Origin of the sequence: Gottfriedia solisilvae, assembly GCF_002128405.1 — a bacterium.
GTDB lineage: Bacteria > Bacillota > Bacilli > Bacillales > Bacillaceae_G > Gottfriedia > Gottfriedia solisilvae.
The window spans coordinates 852,504-869,549 of sequence record NZ_NETJ01000002.1; the positions used below are offsets into that span (position 1 = coordinate 852,504).

Here is a 17,046-nt window from a genome sequence, read left to right on the forward strand (position 1 = left end):
AAATGGAACATTTTCAGTTAACAGAAAAAACAATTTTAAAAATAAAAGAAAGTAATATTACAAAATGGACTTCTGTCCAGGAAAAGGCGATTCCAGCAATTTTAGAAGGAAAAGATGTTGTCGTACAATCGCCAACTGGTACAGGTAAAACACTTGCTTATGTATTACCATTACTTAAACTAATTGATGAGAATGAGGAAAATCCACAAGTGGTCATTATGGCGCCAACTCGCGAGTTGGTAATGCAAATTTTCCAAGTTGTGCAAGACTACACTCAAAATACAAATATAAAAGTAGCTTCAATTGTTGGTGGTGCTGATGTTAAACGCCAAGTTGAGAAGCTTAAACAAAAGCCGAAAATTATAGTAGGTTCTCCAGGAAGAATTTCGCAGCTGATTAAGTTGAAAAAACTTAAAATGCATGGCGTTAAAAAGATTGTATTTGATGAAGTTGATGAATTAATTAAGACAGATGATCAAAAAGACCTTCCTCAAATTGTGAAAGCAACATTAAAAGATCGTCAATTATTATTCTTTTCAGCTACAATTACTCCTCAAGCGATGCAGTTTGCAAAAGAACAAAGTACGAACTTAACTGAAATAACTGTCGATCAAAGTCTTGAAGGTAATATTATGCACGGATTTATTCCTTGTGAAGAAAGAGAAAAATTAGAATTACTAAGAAGAATTGGATCAATTCAAAATATGAAAGCACTTGTATTTAGTAATGATCCATTTAAATTAGAAGGCTATGCTTCAAAATTAAACTTCAGAGGGATAAAAACAGCAGTGCTTCATTCGAAATTAGGTAAAATGGAACGAAGTAAAGTATTAAAAGACCTTCAATCAGGGAAAACATCACTGTTATTTTCAACTGACGTAGCTGCAAGAGGCATCGATCTTCAAGACTTACCGTATGTCGTTACATTAGACGTACCTGAAAAGGTTGAACAATATACTCATCGTAGTGGTCGAGTTGGTAGAATGGGGAACCAAGGTACAGTTATAAATTTAGTAACTCCTCGTGAAAAGAAACATCTATTTACACTAAGAGGAACACAAAAGTTATTTTTTGAACAATTATCTGTTACACATGGTGAAGTACGAAAAGTTGAAATGTCTGAAAAAGTAGAAGATAAAGTAAGCATCGAAAATAACAAGAAATTGCCGACAAATAAAAGTCCTAAAAATAATGTAAAAAAGATTAAAAAACAAAAATAACATCGTATCTACATTTTAAGAACATGATTTCGTAACAAAATAATAATCATATATTAAAAGGCGTGTGTATGAACACACGCTTTTTTTATATAGTAAAAAATCATTTTTCAAGGGAAATTCAAATATAAAAGACCAAGTCGAATACGAAATGGTCTTTAATACAGTCAATGTAACCTTTAATTACTGGTTTTTATTTTTTTCAACTGAAAGAATTAGTCCCATTGCTGAAACTTCTATATCTAATTTCATGATGTTAAATACAGGATGATCTGCTTGAATGTTTTTGCTAATTAATTCTTGTTTAATCTCTTCAAATAAAGCATTACTCAAAAATGTACTTTTCTCATAGAATGTTAAATGTGGATGTTGTTCAATAATTGTAGTTGTTTTATTCATAAAAAAATCTAGATAAGAAGGAATTGTTTCATAGATAAACTGTGTTTGATTCGATAAGCCAAAATGACCGAAACAAATGGCATCTGGTTTATATGATTTTATTAAATTTAGAGATTCAATCATTAAGTCGTATGAAAATTGGTTAGGTGAGGTTGATGGCAAGACAAACGCTCCAATTTCACTTTCTAACTGTGGATAATAAATCCCGATTGTATCACCTGTATACATATATCTACTATTATGATCAAAGATTGAAATGTGATGATTTGCATGACCAGGCGTATATAAAAATGACAGTTTATGATTCTTTCCAATCATAAGCTCCTCGCCGTTTTGAACTGAATAGATTTTACTTTGGTCCACTGGAAGAATTGGATCAAATAAGCGGTCGAAATCTTCTCCATAAACTTGTTTTGCACTTGCTATTAACTTAGTTGGATTTTCTAAATGGGGTGCACCTTTTGGGTGAACATAAAGGGTAGCATTTGGACATTTCTCCATTAATAAGCCTGCTCCACCAGAATGATCTAAATGAATATGTGTCACAATCAAATTTTTAACTTTTTCAAGTGGAATGTTTAATTCGTTTAGTCCATTTAATAAGTATTCATGGGACGGACTTGCACTTGTTTCAATTATCGTAATTTCATCTGAAAGTATGACATAACTGCCTGTTCGATACGGATAAGAAAGATCATATAGATCTATTAAATAAGTCAGTTCGCCTATTTTTTTCATTTTCATTCCTCCAATTTCATATGTAAAAATGGTGTAGAAAGAACAAATTCATATCTTAACTATAATAGATTGAAGAAATTTTTAAAATAAGACTTTAAAATTAGACATTTAGTTGGAAAAAAATTACTATAAAAGTAAATGGAAATAGGAGGAATGAATAGTGAGTATCTATGATTTTCAAGTAAAGGATAGTAAGGGACAATTAATACCTTTATCAAATTATAAAGATCAAGTTGTCATCGTAGTAAATACTGCAAGTAAATGTGGATACACTCCTCAATATAAAGATCTTCAAGCACTTTATGAAGAATATAAAAATGAAGGACTTGTTGTAATAGGATTTCCATGTAATCAATTTATGAATCAAGAACCGGGTTCAAATGAAGAAATTCAAAGTTTTTGTGAATTGAACTATGGTGTAACTTTTCCAATCTTTGGGAAAGTAGATGTGAATGGAGAAAATGCGGATCCACTATTTAAATATTTAAGTAAAAACGCTCCTGGAATCATGGGACTAAAATCAATCAAATGGAATTTCACAAAATTTATTATTGATAAAAATGGTGAAGTTGTTGAGAGAGTAGCTCCACAAACAAACCCACAAGATATGAAAGCAACAGTTGAGAAATTATTAAAAGCATAAAAAAATGCCTTCACATATTATGTGAAGGTTTTTTATCGCACATTTATCGTGCTAGAATCATACTCTCATTGTTTTTCATTCGAAGAAAAATGTTATAATAACTCTAGTCTATTCTTGGGAGGACAAAGAATGAATCAGCAACAAATTATTACCAATTTAGAAAATTACGTTCGAAATATACATAGCGGAGATAGTAGTGGTCATGATTGGTATCATATCGACCGTGTTAGAAATTTAGCTGTACACTTAGCGCGAAAAGAAAAAGCAGATGAATTTATCGTTGAATGTGCAGCACTCGTACACGATGTGATTGATGATAAGCTTCACACTGACCTAATTAGTCAGAAGGAGCAATTAGTTGAAACACTTTCTAATCTTTTAAAAAATAGTGATCAAGTCAAAGATATTATTTACATAATAGAAAACATTTCATTTAAAGGTGGAAATGGCGTCATACCAAATACACTTGAAGGAAAGATTGTCCAAGATGCAGATCGACTAGATGCAATTGGAGCAATTGGAGTTGCGAGAACATTCGCGTATGGTGGAAAAAAGAATCGTAGCATGTTTAATCCAAACTTTGAAATTAGAGAAAATATGACTTTGGAAGAATATAGAAGTGATCAAAGTTCGTCACTTCACCATTTTTATGAAAAGATATTAAAATTAAAAGAATTAATGAATACGCCCAGTGCTTATGAGATGGCAAAAGAAAGACATTCATACGTGGAGAATTTCATTGAACAATTTATGAAAGAGTGGAATTTTACAAAATGAAAATATTAAGTGTTGAAAATTTAATGAAAACGTACGGCGAAAAAACCTTATTTAATGAAATTTCATTTACCGTAAGTGAAGGGCAAAAAATCGGATTATTAGGTGTTAATGGAACCGGTAAGTCAAGCTTATTAAAAATTATTGCTGGTACAGAATCAGCAGATGACGGGAAAATTATTAAACCGAAAGATTATGTCATAAGTTATTTACCACAGCACGAAGATTTTGATAAAAACCAAACCATTTTAGAAGCAGTTTTTGAAAGTGAAGATAAAATCATGATTTTAGTAAAAAATTATGAAAAAACGCTTCAAAAACTACAGGCTGATCCAGTAAATGATACATTACAAAATGAGTTAATAATTTTGCAGGCAGAAATGGATTCGAAAAATGCGTGGGATTTAGAAGCAAATGCAAAGACGATCTTATCAAAACTTGGTTTAAACGATTTAAACTTAGATGTAACCTTACTTTCTGGTGGTCAGAAAAAAAGAGTAGCACTAGCGAAAGCTTTAATTCATCCTTGTGATTTACTGATATTAGACGAGCCTACAAACCATTTAGACTATGAATGTATTGTATTTTTACAAGAATACATCAAGAGACTTCAAAATGCTGTTTTATTCGTAACACATGATCGTTATTTCTTAGACGAAGTGACAACTGCTCTTTTAGAGTTATCGAATGGGAATATCTATCGCTATGAAGGAAACTATCAGTACTATATTGAACAAAGAGCAGCTAGAGAAGAACAGGAAGCTGCAACAAATGAGAAAAGAAACAACTTATTCAGACGAGAGCTTGCTTGGATGCGCAGAGGAGCAAAAGCAAGAACAACTAAACAAAAAGCTAGAATTCAAAGATTTGAAGACCTATCAGGTAAAATGGGTCAACAAGAGCAAGTCGAATTAGAAATGAACTTTAAGCAAACTCGATTAGGGAAAAAGGTTGTTGAGTTTAAGGATGTTAGTAAATCATTTGGCGAGAAGAAGATCTTAGATCATTTTAATCTATTATTGATTCAAAATGACCATATTGGTATTATTGGTGAAAACGGAGCAGGTAAAACAACACTTCTAAAAATGTTAATTGGTAAAGAAAAAGTTGATGATGGTGAGATAGAAACAGGTCAGACAGTAAAAGTGGCATACTATTCTCAAATTCAAGAGGTTCAATCACCAACTATGAGAGTAATTGATTATATTAAGGAAGAAGCAGAAGTTATTTATACACCGGACGGTAAAACAATTTCTTCATCGCAAATGTTAGAAACCTTTCTTTTTCCAACTCATTCACATGGTGTTCAAATTGGTAAGCTTTCTGGTGGAGAAAAAAGAAGGCTATATTTATTAAAACTATTAATGACAGCACCGAATGTATTATTACTAGACGAGCCAACAAATGATTTAGATATTGATACATTAACAGTACTTGAAGATTATATCGAAAACTTTAATGGGGTTGTTGTAACGGTTTCCCATGATCGTTATTTCTTAGATAAAGTCACAAATAAACTACTTATTTTTGAAGGGAACGGGAAAGTTTCTTCAACGTTAGAGAGTTATACAGAATATTTAGAACGAAAAACAATTGAAGCAAAAGAAATTCAATTAGAAAAAGCAATAGTTGAAAAACCAGTGTATCAAAAAGAACAGAAAAAAAAGCGCTTAACATATCAAGAGCAAAAAGAATGGGATAGTATTGAATCTGATATTGAAAAATTAGAAAGTGAGATCGAAAGACTAAATGAAAAGTTGTTAGAAGTCGGTTCAAACTTTGAAGAAGCTTTTAAACTGTCAAAGGAAATTGAAGAAAAAGAAGGACAACTTGAAAATAAAATGGAGCGATGGTCCGTTTTAAGTGATCTTGTAGAAAGTTTGTAATAAGGTGAAATATGATTTTTGAAATGCCAATTGTCTTTAACAGATTTGTTTTTTACATTTAAATTGTAAAATTTGTTAAATAATATTATTTAAAAGGCCATTTCCATGTTTTTACGAGCTACGTTCAAAAGTGTATTGTAGTAAAAAAAAGGAGATGGTCATAATGATTAATCATGTTGTCATTTTAGGAAGATTAACAAAAACACCAATGTTACAAACTACTAATAGTGGAAAGAAATCAACTTTTATTAGTATCGCTACAACTACTTACAATGTACATATGAAAAGAAACAAAACGAATTATGTTTCCATTAAGTTATGGGGTCAGACAGCAGAATATGTTGTTAAAAAGGGTAAAAAGGGAATGGAAGTATCAGTTGAAGGAATACTGAAAACTTCAAGTTATGTTAACGAGCAGGATAAACAAGTTTTCGTAACTGAAGTAGTTGCTGAGAATGTTCACCTAATAACTAGTCAATTTGATGAGACAGCTCAAAATGTAAGCAATTCAAATGCTTCTGAATTTGAAAAATTTGTGAATGCATTACAATAGTGAGTTTCTCCTCTTTTTGATAAGATAATGATAACGAAAACAAGAAGAGGAGATCACGATGAAGATTAAATCAATTGAACCAACACCTAGTCCAAATACGATGAAGGTGTTACTAGATGAAGAATTACCATCTGGTAGTAGGAATCATTATTCCTTAGATAATGTAGATAAAGCACCGACAATTATTAAAGATATATTATCGATTGACGGCGTTAAAAGTGTATATCATGTTTCTGATTTCTTAGCAATCGATAGAAAATCAAATGCAAACTGGCAAAATATATTACAACAAGTACGCAATGTATTTGGAGAAGAATTGAATGACACAAAAATTGAGGATAATCATCAAATTGATTCTCATTTTGGAGAAGTTCAAGTATTTGTACAAATGTATCATAATATTCCTATGCAATTAAAACTAATTGTAAATGGAGAAGAACAAAGAGCTGCATTACCACCATTTTATAAAGAAGCAATCATGAAGCTCACTTCAGCGGCATCAAATGTCGTCTTTGAAAGACAATGGGTAGACTATGGCATTCGATATGGTGAGTTATCTACGATTGAAAAAGAAATAATTGACGAATTAACAGCTACTCATACAGAACAAGACATACAAACAATTGTAAATGAAGTTATGAATAGTGAAACGGCAGTGAAAGAAAACATTGAAGCTCCAAAATTCGAGCCATTTACGATGGAAATTTTTAGTGAAACTGACTGGAAAAAGAGATATGCACGTTTTGTTAAGGTGAATCCAACAATTGAAGATTTGCCACTACTAGAAATCGCCTTAAAAGATGAGCATGTTTCAATCAGAAGGTTAGCAACAGCATATCTAGGTATGATAAAATCAGAATTAGTCTTACCTTATTTATATGAGGCATTAAAGGATAAAGCTGTCGGTGTTAGACGAATAGCAGGAGATTGCTTGTCTGATTTAGGATTTGAAGAGGCTACACCTGCTATGATTGAAGCTTTAAAAGATCCTAGTAAATTAGTAAGATGGCGTGCAGCAATGTTTTTATTTGAAGTCGGAGATGAAAGTGCTATTCCAGCTTTGAAAGAAGCGCTAGATGATCCAGAATTTGAAGTAAAATTACAAGTTCAGCTTGCTTTACATCGAATAGAGAATGGTGAAGAAGCTTTAGGATCAGTTTGGAAACAAATGACAGAAAAAATGAAATCAGAAAACAATAAAGGGGAATAAAACAATGAATGCATACGATGAGTATATGAAAGGTATTGTAAAACCAATGAGGGAAGAATTAACTTCAAACGGTTTTACTGAATTAACTTCAAGTGAAGAAGTAGAATCATTTATGAATAATTTAGAGGATACAGCTTTTTTCGTAATTAATTCTGTTTGTGGATGTGCTGCTGGATTAGCAAGACCATCTGCAGTTCAAGCGCTTTTAGACTCAGAAAAAAAGCCAGCACATGCAATGACTGTTTTTGCTGGACAAGATAAAGAAGCAACTTCAACACTAAGAGAATACTTAGCTGATTTTGCACCATCTTCACCTTCAATGGCAGTTTTCAAAGGTAAAGAAGTAGTAGGTTTCATCCCAAGAGAACAAATTGAAGGTTCTAGTCCAGAAGACATTAAAGCAAGAATTCAATCAATATTTAGCCAAATGTAAAAAGAGGAATTATCCTCTTTTTTCTTAATGTAAGGAGACATATGATCGTAACAACTTGCCTAAGACCAACTTCATTACTAACAAAACAAGCACAGGAAATTGCAACAGATTTGCATAGTAAAACAGTAGCTAGAAAAGAATTTAGCTTGGAAGAACTATACGATAACTGGAATGAACCAATACTTGTCGTAGGGAAGAAGAGACTAGAATTGTATGAAAATGGACAATCTGCACCATTTTTCTTCCATCCTAATTCTTCGGTTTTTAGAATTAGAAGACTCTTAAAAGGGGAACATGACCCTTTTTGTGATGCTAGTTTATTATTAAAGGGTGACTCAATACTCGATTGTACACTAGGGATGGCTTCTGACAGTATTGTAGGGAGTTTTGTGGTAGGCGATTCTGGTGTGGTAGTAGGACTAGAAAAAAGCTCAATTATTGCATATTTGACTTCAAAAGGACTTCAAACAAATCAACAAAATATCTCAGATTGGACGAAAATTACCAATCGAATTACTGTTGAAAATATCGATTATAAAAGTTATTTGGCAAAATTAGCAGATGATTCGTTTGATGTTGTATATTTTGACCCGATGTTTGAAACGAATATTGAAGCTTCAAGTGGAATTGCTGGGCTAAAACTGCTAGCAAACTATGATGATTTAACATATGAAGTCATTGAACAAGCGAAAAGAGTAGCAAGAAAAAGAGTTGTTTTAAAGGATCATTTTAAAAGCGAACGCTTTAAAAAATATGGATTTACGCAATTAATCAGAAAAACTTCAGAATTTCATTTTGGTTATATTGAAAAATGATTAGAAAAAAGCTTTTGAAACCTTTAAAATAAATATAGTTCGTCGAAAGTTAAAAATGCTTAGGAGGGTCAATATGAAGCAATACTTAGAATTATGTAAACATGTACTAGATAATGGAATGACAAAAACAGACCGAACTGGAACTGGTACGATTAGTACATTCGGTTATCAAATGCGTTTTAACCTCCAAGAAGGCTTTCCTTTAGTCACTACAAAAAAGGTTCATTTAAAATCAATTATTCATGAGTTATTATGGTTTTTGAAAGGTGAAACCAATATTCGCTATTTACAAGAAAATGGCGTGAGAATATGGAATGAGTGGGCTGATGAAAACGGAGAATTAGGCCCAGTCTATGGTCACCAATGGAGATCATGGCAATCGATTGATGGAACAACAACCGACCAAATTTCAGAAGTAATTGAACAAATTAAAACGAATCCAGATTCAAGAAGACTAATTGTGTCAGCTTGGAATGTAGGTGAGCTGGATAAAATGGCTTTAGCACCTTGTCATTGTTTCTTTCAATTTTATGTAAATGATGGCAAGCTTTCATGTCAACTATACCAACGATCTGCGGATATCTTTCTGGGTGTACCATTTAATATTGCTTCTTACGCTCTTTTAACGATGATGATTGCGCAAGTATGTGATTTAGAATTAGGTGATTTTGTTCATACATTTGGAGATGCACATATTTACACGAATCACCTTGAACAAATTAATTTACAACTAACTAGAGAGCCAAAGAGCTTACCAAAAATGAAGATAAATCCTGAAATCAAAAATATTTTTGATTTTACATTTGAAGATTTTACATTAGAAGATTATGATTCTCACCCGGCTATTAAAGGGGTTGTTAGTGTATGATTGCTGCAATTGTTGCTATGAGTGAAGGAAATGTCATTGGTATTCATAATGACTTACCTTGGCATTTACCACAGGAATTGAAGTACTTTAAACAAATAACAACTGGTCATACGATTATCATGGGTAGAAAAACATATGAATCAATTGGACGACCACTTCCAAATCGTAAAAATGTCGTAGTCACAAGACAGCCAGATTACGCAGTGGAAGGTGTAACAGTTATAAATAATCTAGAAGAATATTTGAACGAACATAAGGAAGAAGTTCTATTCGTAATTGGTGGGGCAGAATTATTTAAAATGGCTTTTCCCTATTTTGATACATTATATATAACTGAAATTCACCACCATTTTGAAGGTGATACTTTCTTTCCTGAGTTCAACAGAAATGAATGGATTATCAAATCAAGATCTGAAGAACAAATTGATGAAAAATCAAAAATAAAGTTTACATATTTTGTTTATAAAAAACTGTTGACATCTTGAATTAAAGATATTATTATGAAGATGAGGGATTTAAACATCCCTTAATTTTCTGTAATATATCTCGAATTAAAGATAAACGAAACTGAGAGGAAGAATAATATGACAAAATTACTTTACATTACTGCAAATCCAAATGCGATTGAAAATTCATTTGGTCTATCTGTTGGGGAAGCATTCATTAACGAATACAAACAAGCGAATCCTACACATGAGGTTGTTCACTTTGACTTATTTAAAGAAAATGTTCCAATGATTGATGGATCTGTTTTAGATGCATGGGGTAAATTAGGAAGCGGTACTTCTTTTGAAGATCTAAGTGCTGAACAGCAAGCAAAGATTGCGGCAATGGGGAAAAATCTTGAATTATTCTCACAAGCTGACGAATATGTATTCGTAACACCATTATGGAACTTTAGTTTCCCAGCTGTTGTGAAAAACTTTATCGACAACTTTACTGTTGCTGGCCAAACTTTTAAATATACTGAAAATGGTCCAATCGGATTATTAGAAAACAAAAAAGCATTACACATTCAAGCTAGTGGTGGTGTTTATTCAGAAGGTCCTGGAGCAGCAATCGACTTCAGTAGCTCATTCTTAAAAAATGCTTTAAACTTCGTTGGTGTGTCTGATGTAACAACTCTTTTCGTAGAAGGAATGGCAGCTATGCCAGACAAAGCAGCTGATATTAAAGCTGACGCAATCGAAAAAGCTAAAGTATTAGCAAGAGAATTTAGTTCAGTTAAAGTTTCAAACTAAAGATAATTTAATTAAAGGGAATTGGCTGGAAAAGCCGATTCCTTTTTTTATTTTTATTACGTAAATTCAGTATAAAATGGTAAATACTTTTCAAGTATAAGTACATTTTGTATAATAATTAACATATTCAATTTACGGAGGAATCATATGTTTCGCACATTATATGCTGCAACGCGTATCGTCGCTGGTGTTATAGAGGCTAAGCTTAAATTACCGGCAGTTAAAAAATTACCAAAAGAGTTACCTGTACATGAAAGAGATCGAAAAATGCACCAATTCCCTGATTATTTTGGAAAAATGATGATCGGATGCACAGGGAGTAAAGTTACGGTTGAAGGATTAGAAAATATCCCAAAGGACCAGTCAGTTTTATTCGTAAGTAATCATCAGAGTAATTTCGATATTCCTTTACTATTAGGGTATTTAAACAAACCGATCGGCTTTATTGCAAAAATGGAAATAACTAAATTACCAATCGTTCCAGGTTGGATGGAACAAATGCATTGCGTTTTTATGGATAGAAGTGATCGTAGACAATCATTAATGGCAATAAAAGACGGTGTAGAAAAACTGAAAAATGGCCATTCATTAGTCATTTTCCCTGAAGGTACAAGAAGTAAAGGGAGTCAAATGGGTGAATTTAAATCAGGTAGCCTTCATTTAGCTACAAAATCAGGTGTTCCTGTTATCCCTATAAGAATCGAAGGCACTTACAATATTTTAGAGGCAAATGGTAATAGAATCAAACCCGCTAATGTTACTTTGAAAGTATTCCCACCTGTTTATCCTGAACAAATCGGTATGACAGATGCAAAGGAACTAACAAACTACATTAAAGATATAATCGAACAATAATTAATAATACCTATATTTACTTTTTGTTCGCTTGAGTGAAAAACTTTAAAGTAAAAACTTTTTTCAATAGATTTAGCAATATAGCTAAAATTTTGATTTAAGAAATAAAGGCATTGCCAACTGGCAATGCCTTTTATTTTTGATACTCAGTTCTTTTAATAGAAACATATACAGCCTTCGAATACATTGGAACGGTGCTACTAATGTAACTGCATTTTCTTAGCATTTACAGTATTTCAATATACCCATCAGTACCATTCACACGAATTCGTTGACCGTCTTTTATCACTTTAGTGGCATTTTCTACTCCAACAACTGCTGGTATTCCATATTCACGTGCGATAACTGCTCCATGGGTCATTAGTCCACCAACCTCTGTGATTAGTCCTTTTATCGACACAAACAATGGTGTCCAGCTAGGGTCAGTAAATGTGGTGATTAAAATATCTCCATCCTTCAAATCAGCATCTTCCATGTTTAAAATGACACGTGCACGTCCTTCAATTATTCCAGAAGAAACAGGTAGACCAACAATCGCTTTGTCTGGGAGATTTTCTCGTTTGTATGCACCAGCAATGATTTCTCCATCGGACGTGATAACACGAGGGGGAGTTAGTTTTTCAAATAATTTATACTCATCTTTTCGTTTGTTGATGATTTGATAATCCAGTTTATTTGTGCGTATGACTTCTTGAAGTTCATCAAGAGTGAGATAGAATATATCTTTTATTTCATGAATTACATCGGTGTGTAAGAGTTTTTTTGCTTCCTTCAGTAAAGATTGTTTATAAACGAAGTAGCGATTAATCATACCGTATTTAGGATATTCGCGATAACCGATGAAATTACGGATAAGGCTGATTTTTTCTATTGTCTCTTTAGCTTTTAGATCACCATCTGGTAATTGCTTCAATCGTTCTATTAATTCCTGTTCTTTTTCCAAAGCTTCCTGTCGTCCTTGTTCAAATATCCGTTTACTAGTATTAGGCTCAAAGTTTTTGATGTTATTGAGAATCATAGGGATAAGTGTTATTGGTTTTTCACTCCAACGTGTTTTAGAAATATCAATTTCTCCGCTACAACGCATTCCGTATTTATTCAAATAAGCAAAAATAGCTTCTTGGATTTTTTGTCCACCTTCAAACTTAACCAATTCATCCAAGAATGTATCATCTTTCACGTCTTGTAAATAATCAATTACCTCTGGATAAGGACGAATCACATCTGCAACATCTAATAATGCTAAACCCATTTCCGAAGTAATATTGTTTGGTACAGATTGAGAAAGAGTATCTGCTACGTTTTTTTCTCCTAACCAATCGTTCATTTTTTCATTAATCCAAGTTGAGGCATTTATAGCAGCCATAAATACAGCTGTACTTTGTGGATCAAATAATATCTTCTTTAATTGTTGAATGTCCTCTTTTATAAATTCTATTAAATCTGTTCCTGATTTCGTTTGGATGTTTTGCTTTAATTCTTCTACCGATGCTTGATTCTTATTAATCAATTCAGAAACAATGGTCGGATTATTTTCGAATGGTACTTGTGAATCAGAGGGAGGAACATTTTTATTGGAACTCTGTTCTTGCTTATTATTTGGTAAAGATTTTATGAAATCATTTCGTTTTAATATGGTCATAAGTGCGTCTTTCATGAGCGGATCATGGTGTCTCCCATGGTATCTAAAAACTTTTCTCTGTTGTCAGGTGTAGCCAGAATATGTGTGACATCAACAAACATTCTTCCGCCTGCTTTAAACCTTGGTCCAAAAGATGTTAACTCGTATATAGACATTCCCAAAGGTTTTAAGGGGTCTGTCATCATTTGTTGGTGGCCGACAGATACATAAACGTGATTTTCTTGATCACTTGGTTCAGGGGTTGGGTATAAAGTAGTGATTGGCCGACTTTGTACAATATAAAATGTATCATCAACCAAGCACCATTCGATATCTTGTGGGCAACCAAAATAAGCTTCAATCTGTCTTCCTAAACGTGCGAGTTGTAATATTTGTGGTTCCGTAATTGTTTGAGACTTTTGAAGATCAGGCGAGATCCGCTTTGTCTCTGTTCCACCTTCTTTTTTAGCATAAATAGCCAATTTTTTAGTTGAGATCATCTTACTGACGATTTCATCTTGCTGTACTTTATAACAATCCGCAGATACCAGCCCTGAGACCAATGCTTCACCAAGCCCAAAACTGGCATCGATTGATAGTTGTTTTCGGTTAGAAGTAATTGGATCAGCGGTAAATAAAATGCCTGAAGTCTTTGGGAAAACCATCCTTTGGACGATTACCGATAAATAAACTTGTTTGTGGTCAAATCCGTTTTGTATTCTGTAGATTACCGCGCGGTCCGTAAATAGGGAAGCCCAACATTTACTGATATGCTGCAAGATTGCTTCTATACCGAAGATATTTAAATAGGTGTCTTGTTGTCCAGCGAATGAGGCATGTGGTAAATCTTCAGCTGTTGCACTAGAACGCACTGCATAAGCATACTCTTCTCCATATTGGGAGAGATAGTGAGTAACTTCATTCACAACATTTGAGGGGATCTCTATTTCCATAATGACTTGTCGAATCTGACTGCTGATCTCACCAATTTGATCTCGATCTTCTAATTTTAGCAATGATAGTTGATCCAACAAAGCACGATACGATTCATTTTGTTCGATGGCATTTTGATATCCCACAGTTGTTATACAAAATCCTTCTGGTACTTTTATTCCTGGGATTTTTGATAATTCCCCTAAATTTAACCCTTTACCGCCAACGAGCAAAAGCTGTTTATTTTCAATCTCATGAAGACCAAGAACCAAAGAACTCATTCAACATCTCTCCTAACCATTAATGTTCTATTGATTTTAGCAGTAGAAAATGAGAATAAACAGTCTATATTAACTTTTTTTTACATGGTATAATTAACTTAGGAAGAGAAATTAAAACTTAGTTAGACCATACCAAAATTCCCCGATTTTAGAGTCGGGATCGAAACTATTTAATGCTTGAAGTTCTTACTGCTAAGTTAGTAAAAAATGCAGTGAAAATAGTTGAAAAGCGAATTTCGTTTATCAAATTATTACAAGATTGGACATCGCCAATTCATAGTCAATTTTCTCGCTACATACTTGATATTGAAAAGTAAAAAATAAGGAGATGCTAATTCAACTGGGAATAGCATCTCCTAAATTATTTATATTATCTACTTATAAAAGGAACCCATTTATTTAATAATGAAGTTTTTTTTGATACTTTTTTAAAAGGATTGCTTCTAGAAAAAATAAAGACAAAAGTTGATTGCAATGAAAGGTGCGAGATCCTGTGGTAGATGCGGAAAAGCTGAGACCCCGCAGGCTAGCCAAGGAGGCTCAGCTTTCGCCCCACGGAAAAGGAGCATACTGGAGTTGTAATTCGCAACAAAATACGAAAACTGCCTCTTTTAAACTACAAACTTAAAGACACATATATACATCGATGCACTTCCTAATAAGACAAAAAGATGCCAAATTGCATGACTATAAGGTATTTTTTTTGCGAGAAAAAAGATAGAACCTACCGAATATAATAATCCACCTAATAATAAATAGAAAAATCCATCACCTGTTATCCCATAATAAATTGGTTTAATTGCAAATATGATGAGCCAGCCCATTATTAAGTAGACGATTGTTGACATTAATTCAAATCGATTAACAAAAATAAATTTAAAAAAGACACCTGATACAGCCAATGTCCAAATGATTGTAAATAAGGTCCAGCCTATCGTACCTCTCAATGTAACTAGTAAAAAAGGCGTATATGTGCCAGCGATTAATAAATAAATAGCGGAGTGGTCTAATATAGTAAAAATTCTTACCATATTAGGATGACGAATGCTATGAAGAAGTGTAGAACAAATATAGAGTAAAAGCATAGTTGCCCCAAAAATTGTAAAGGAAACAATATGCCAAGCACTTCCATAATTAATTGCTTTTATGATTAATAAAATCAAAGCGGGAATACTTAATATTGCGCCAATACCATGAGTGATTGCATTTGCTATTTCTTCTTTCAGTTCTCTCTTCATAAAATAGCCTCCTATAACAAATGTGATAAAAAGTTTCTTCAAATAAGCCATGGTTCCTAGTAGTTGTCCGATTGAATATCTAACATTTTATCATTTAAATATGATAACCTAAAATCAAACGATTATAACAAATTGGAGGATGCTATGATTCTAATAAAAAATGGTGAAGTGTACTCACCGACAGCAAAAGGCGAGCAAGATATTTTAGTTTCCAATGATAAAATTGCATTTATACAAAAAAGTTTAGCACTTGAAAATACATCATTGCCTATACAAATATTGGATGCATCAAATTGTTATATTGTGCCTGGCTTTATCGATTCACATGTTCATTTAATAGGTGGAGGCGGTGAAGGTGGATTTAAAACTAGAACACCAGAGCTATTACTTTCAGATTGTATTAAAAGTGGGATTACGACCGTAATTGGCGTTCTTGGAACCGATGGGACAACCCGAACAATGCCCAGTCTTTTAGCGAAATGTCGAGCTTTAGAAGAGGAAGGTATTACTTCATATGTTTATACTGGATCTTACCAAACACCTGTGAAAACACTTTTCTCTAAAATTGAGGAAGATATTATATTAATTGACAAAATAATAGGGGTAGGAGAAATAGCTATTTCTGATCATAGATCATCGCAGCCTACGAAACATGAATTGGCTAGAATAGCAGCTGAGGCGCGAAATGGGGGCTTACTATCTGGTAAATCAGGGGTCGTAAATTTACATATTGGAGATAGTAAATCAATGCTTTCTATGATTGAAGAGATCATTGACGAAACTGAATTACCAATTACTCAGTTTTATCCAACACATATTAATCGAAATAGCTACCTATTTGAAGCTGGTATTCATTATGCCAAAAAAGGTGGTTACGTTGATTTTACAACGAGTACAATTCCACACTTCATTGAAAATGGAGAAGTAAAATGCAGCGTTGGATTAAAACGTATGTTGAATAGTGGTGTAAATATTGAACAAATAACATTTACTTCAGATGGCCAAGCGAGCCTACCAGATTTTGATGAAAATGGTGTATTACGCGGCATGAAGATTGGTAGGGTAAATAGTTTATATCAAGAGGTAAAAGACGCTATTATTAACGAAGGAATCCCAATAGAGGAAGCGTTAAAGGTAATTACGAGTAATCCGGCTAGAATTTTAAAATTACATAATAAAGGACATATCAGTGAAGGTTATGATGCTGATCTTGTCTTTCTAAATAAAAAGACTTTAGAAATTGAAACAGTTATTTCAAAAGGTAGAGTCATGCTACAAAATGGGGAATTATTAGTAAAAGGAACATTTGAATAACCAAATAATTAAGTAGGAAACTGAGAC

Annotated in this window: 16 protein-coding genes and 1 pseudogene; 14 read left to right on the plus strand and 3 right to left on the minus strand. The window is 33.0% G+C overall.

The window, feature by feature from the left end; translation table 11 throughout:
- The first annotated feature begins 2 nt into the window (after positions 1 to 2).
- Positions 3 to 1,220, plus strand: coding sequence for a DEAD/DEAH box helicase (locus CAB05_RS09070; protein WP_087999494.1), 1,218 nt, complete (start codon positions 3 to 5; stop codon positions 1,218 to 1,220).
- A 180-nt stretch (positions 1,221 to 1,400) separates the two neighbouring features.
- On the opposite strand, the gene CAB05_RS09075 is transcribed toward CAB05_RS09070, so the two are convergent.
- On the minus strand, positions 1,401 to 2,354 hold the full coding sequence (locus CAB05_RS09075) for an MBL fold metallo-hydrolase (RefSeq protein WP_087999495.1): 954 nt from the start codon (positions 2,352 to 2,354) through the stop codon (positions 1,401 to 1,403).
- Between the two features lie 160 nt (positions 2,355 to 2,514).
- Here CAB05_RS09075 and CAB05_RS09080 point away from each other — a divergent pair, with 160 nt between their 5' ends.
- From CAB05_RS09080 to CAB05_RS09130, 11 genes are all read left to right on the plus strand, one after another.
- Positions 2,515 to 2,997: a glutathione peroxidase gene (locus CAB05_RS09080; RefSeq protein WP_087999496.1), complete on the plus strand. Its 483-nt coding sequence runs from the start codon at positions 2,515 to 2,517 to the stop codon at positions 2,995 to 2,997.
- A 129-nt stretch (positions 2,998 to 3,126) separates the two neighbouring features.
- Positions 3,127 to 3,774 carry an HD domain-containing protein gene (locus CAB05_RS09085; RefSeq protein WP_087999497.1) on the plus strand — a complete coding sequence of 216 codons (648 nt, stop codon included), beginning with the start codon at positions 3,127 to 3,129 and terminating at the stop codon, positions 3,772 to 3,774.
- Positions 3,771 to 5,657, plus strand: a complete 1,887-nt coding sequence (locus CAB05_RS09090; RefSeq protein WP_087999498.1) for an ABC-F family ATP-binding cassette domain-containing protein — start codon at positions 3,771 to 3,773, stop codon at positions 5,655 to 5,657. Before CAB05_RS09085 ends, CAB05_RS09090 begins: the two co-directional genes overlap by 4 nt.
- A gap of 163 nt (positions 5,658 to 5,820) precedes the next feature.
- Positions 5,821 to 6,210, plus strand: a complete 390-nt coding sequence (locus tag CAB05_RS09095) for a single-stranded DNA-binding protein (RefSeq protein ID WP_158093223.1) — start codon at positions 5,821 to 5,823, stop codon at positions 6,208 to 6,210.
- A 58-nt stretch (positions 6,211 to 6,268) separates the two neighbouring features.
- Positions 6,269 to 7,420, plus strand: coding sequence for a conserved virulence factor C family protein (locus CAB05_RS09100; RefSeq protein WP_087999500.1), 1,152 nt, complete (start codon positions 6,269 to 6,271; stop codon positions 7,418 to 7,420).
- Between the two features lie 4 nt (positions 7,421 to 7,424).
- Positions 7,425 to 7,853 (plus strand): BrxA/BrxB family bacilliredoxin, encoded by a 429-nt coding sequence (locus CAB05_RS09105; protein WP_087999501.1) that lies wholly within the window; start codon positions 7,425 to 7,427, stop codon positions 7,851 to 7,853.
- A 41-nt stretch (positions 7,854 to 7,894) separates the two neighbouring features.
- Entirely contained in the window at positions 7,895 to 8,668 is a 774-nt protein-coding gene (locus CAB05_RS09110; RefSeq protein WP_087999502.1) for a class I SAM-dependent methyltransferase, read from the plus strand.
- A 73-nt stretch (positions 8,669 to 8,741) separates the two neighbouring features.
- A complete protein-coding gene (locus tag CAB05_RS09115; RefSeq protein WP_087999503.1) occupies positions 8,742 to 9,536 on the plus strand; it encodes a thymidylate synthase in 795 nt (264 codons plus the stop codon).
- A complete protein-coding gene (locus tag CAB05_RS09120; RefSeq protein WP_087999504.1) occupies positions 9,533 to 10,021 on the plus strand; it encodes a dihydrofolate reductase in 489 nt (162 codons plus the stop codon). Before CAB05_RS09115 ends, CAB05_RS09120 begins: the two co-directional genes overlap by 4 nt.
- Before the next feature lie 99 nt (positions 10,022 to 10,120).
- A complete protein-coding gene (locus CAB05_RS09125; protein WP_087999505.1) occupies positions 10,121 to 10,777 on the plus strand; it encodes an FMN-dependent NADH-azoreductase in 657 nt (218 codons plus the stop codon).
- 147 nt (positions 10,778 to 10,924) lie between these two features.
- The gene (locus CAB05_RS09130; RefSeq protein WP_087999506.1) at positions 10,925 to 11,632 is read left to right on the plus strand and encodes a lysophospholipid acyltransferase family protein; all 708 of its coding nucleotides are present in this window, start codon (positions 10,925 to 10,927) and stop codon (positions 11,630 to 11,632) included.
- 226 nt (positions 11,633 to 11,858) lie between these two features.
- Here CAB05_RS09130 and ppsA read toward each other — a convergent pair.
- Positions 11,859 to 14,467, minus strand: a pseudogene (gene ppsA / locus CAB05_RS09135) (phosphoenolpyruvate synthase).
- 173 nt (positions 14,468 to 14,640) lie between these two features.
- On the opposite strand from ppsA, the gene CAB05_RS22115 reads away from it, so the two are divergent.
- Positions 14,641 to 14,784 (plus strand): hypothetical protein, encoded by a 144-nt coding sequence (locus tag CAB05_RS22115; protein ID WP_158093224.1) that lies wholly within the window; start codon positions 14,641 to 14,643, stop codon positions 14,782 to 14,784.
- Between the two features lie 294 nt (positions 14,785 to 15,078).
- Here CAB05_RS22115 and trhA read toward each other — a convergent pair whose 3' ends face one another.
- Positions 15,079 to 15,705: a PAQR family membrane homeostasis protein TrhA gene (gene trhA, locus CAB05_RS09140; RefSeq protein WP_087999507.1), complete on the minus strand. Its 627-nt coding sequence runs from the start codon at positions 15,703 to 15,705 to the stop codon at positions 15,079 to 15,081.
- A 144-nt stretch (positions 15,706 to 15,849) separates the two neighbouring features.
- Here trhA and iadA point away from each other — a divergent pair, with 144 nt between their 5' ends.
- A complete protein-coding gene (gene iadA / locus CAB05_RS09145) occupies positions 15,850 to 17,019 on the plus strand; it encodes a beta-aspartyl-peptidase (protein WP_087999508.1) in 1,170 nt (389 codons plus the stop codon).
- The last annotated feature ends 27 nt before the right edge of the window (positions 17,020 to 17,046 follow it).

Coding starts and splice junctions, on each gene's coding strand:
- CAB05_RS09115 (WP_087999503.1), top strand. CDS start 8,742: ATGAAGCAATACTTAGAATTATGTAAACATGTACTAGATAATGGAATG.
- CAB05_RS09105 (WP_087999501.1), top strand. CDS start 7,425: ATGAATGCATACGATGAGTATATGAAAGGTATTGTAAAACCAATGAGG.
- trhA (WP_087999507.1), bottom strand. CDS start 15,705: ATGAAGAGAGAACTGAAAGAAGAAATAGCAAATGCAATCACTCATGGT.
- iadA (WP_087999508.1), top strand. CDS start 15,850: ATGATTCTAATAAAAAATGGTGAAGTGTACTCACCGACAGCAAAAGGC.
- CAB05_RS09110 (WP_087999502.1), top strand. CDS start 7,895: ATGATCGTAACAACTTGCCTAAGACCAACTTCATTACTAACAAAACAA.
- CAB05_RS09130 (WP_087999506.1), top strand. CDS start 10,925: ATGTTTCGCACATTATATGCTGCAACGCGTATCGTCGCTGGTGTTATA.
- CAB05_RS09070 (WP_087999494.1), top strand. CDS start 3: ATGGAACATTTTCAGTTAACAGAAAAAACAATTTTAAAAATAAAAGAA.
- CAB05_RS09125 (WP_087999505.1), top strand. CDS start 10,121: ATGACAAAATTACTTTACATTACTGCAAATCCAAATGCGATTGAAAAT.
- CAB05_RS22115 (WP_158093224.1), top strand. CDS start 14,641: ATGCTTGAAGTTCTTACTGCTAAGTTAGTAAAAAATGCAGTGAAAATA.
- CAB05_RS09085 (WP_087999497.1), top strand. CDS start 3,127: ATGAATCAGCAACAAATTATTACCAATTTAGAAAATTACGTTCGAAAT.
- CAB05_RS09120 (WP_087999504.1), top strand. CDS start 9,533: ATGATTGCTGCAATTGTTGCTATGAGTGAAGGAAATGTCATTGGTATT.
- CAB05_RS09090 (WP_087999498.1), top strand. CDS start 3,771: ATGAAAATATTAAGTGTTGAAAATTTAATGAAAACGTACGGCGAAAAA.
- CAB05_RS09075 (WP_087999495.1), bottom strand. CDS start 2,354: ATGAAAAAAATAGGCGAACTGACTTATTTAATAGATCTATATGATCTT.
- CAB05_RS09100 (WP_087999500.1), top strand. CDS start 6,269: ATGAAGATTAAATCAATTGAACCAACACCTAGTCCAAATACGATGAAG.
- CAB05_RS09095 (WP_158093223.1), top strand. CDS start 5,821: ATGATTAATCATGTTGTCATTTTAGGAAGATTAACAAAAACACCAATG.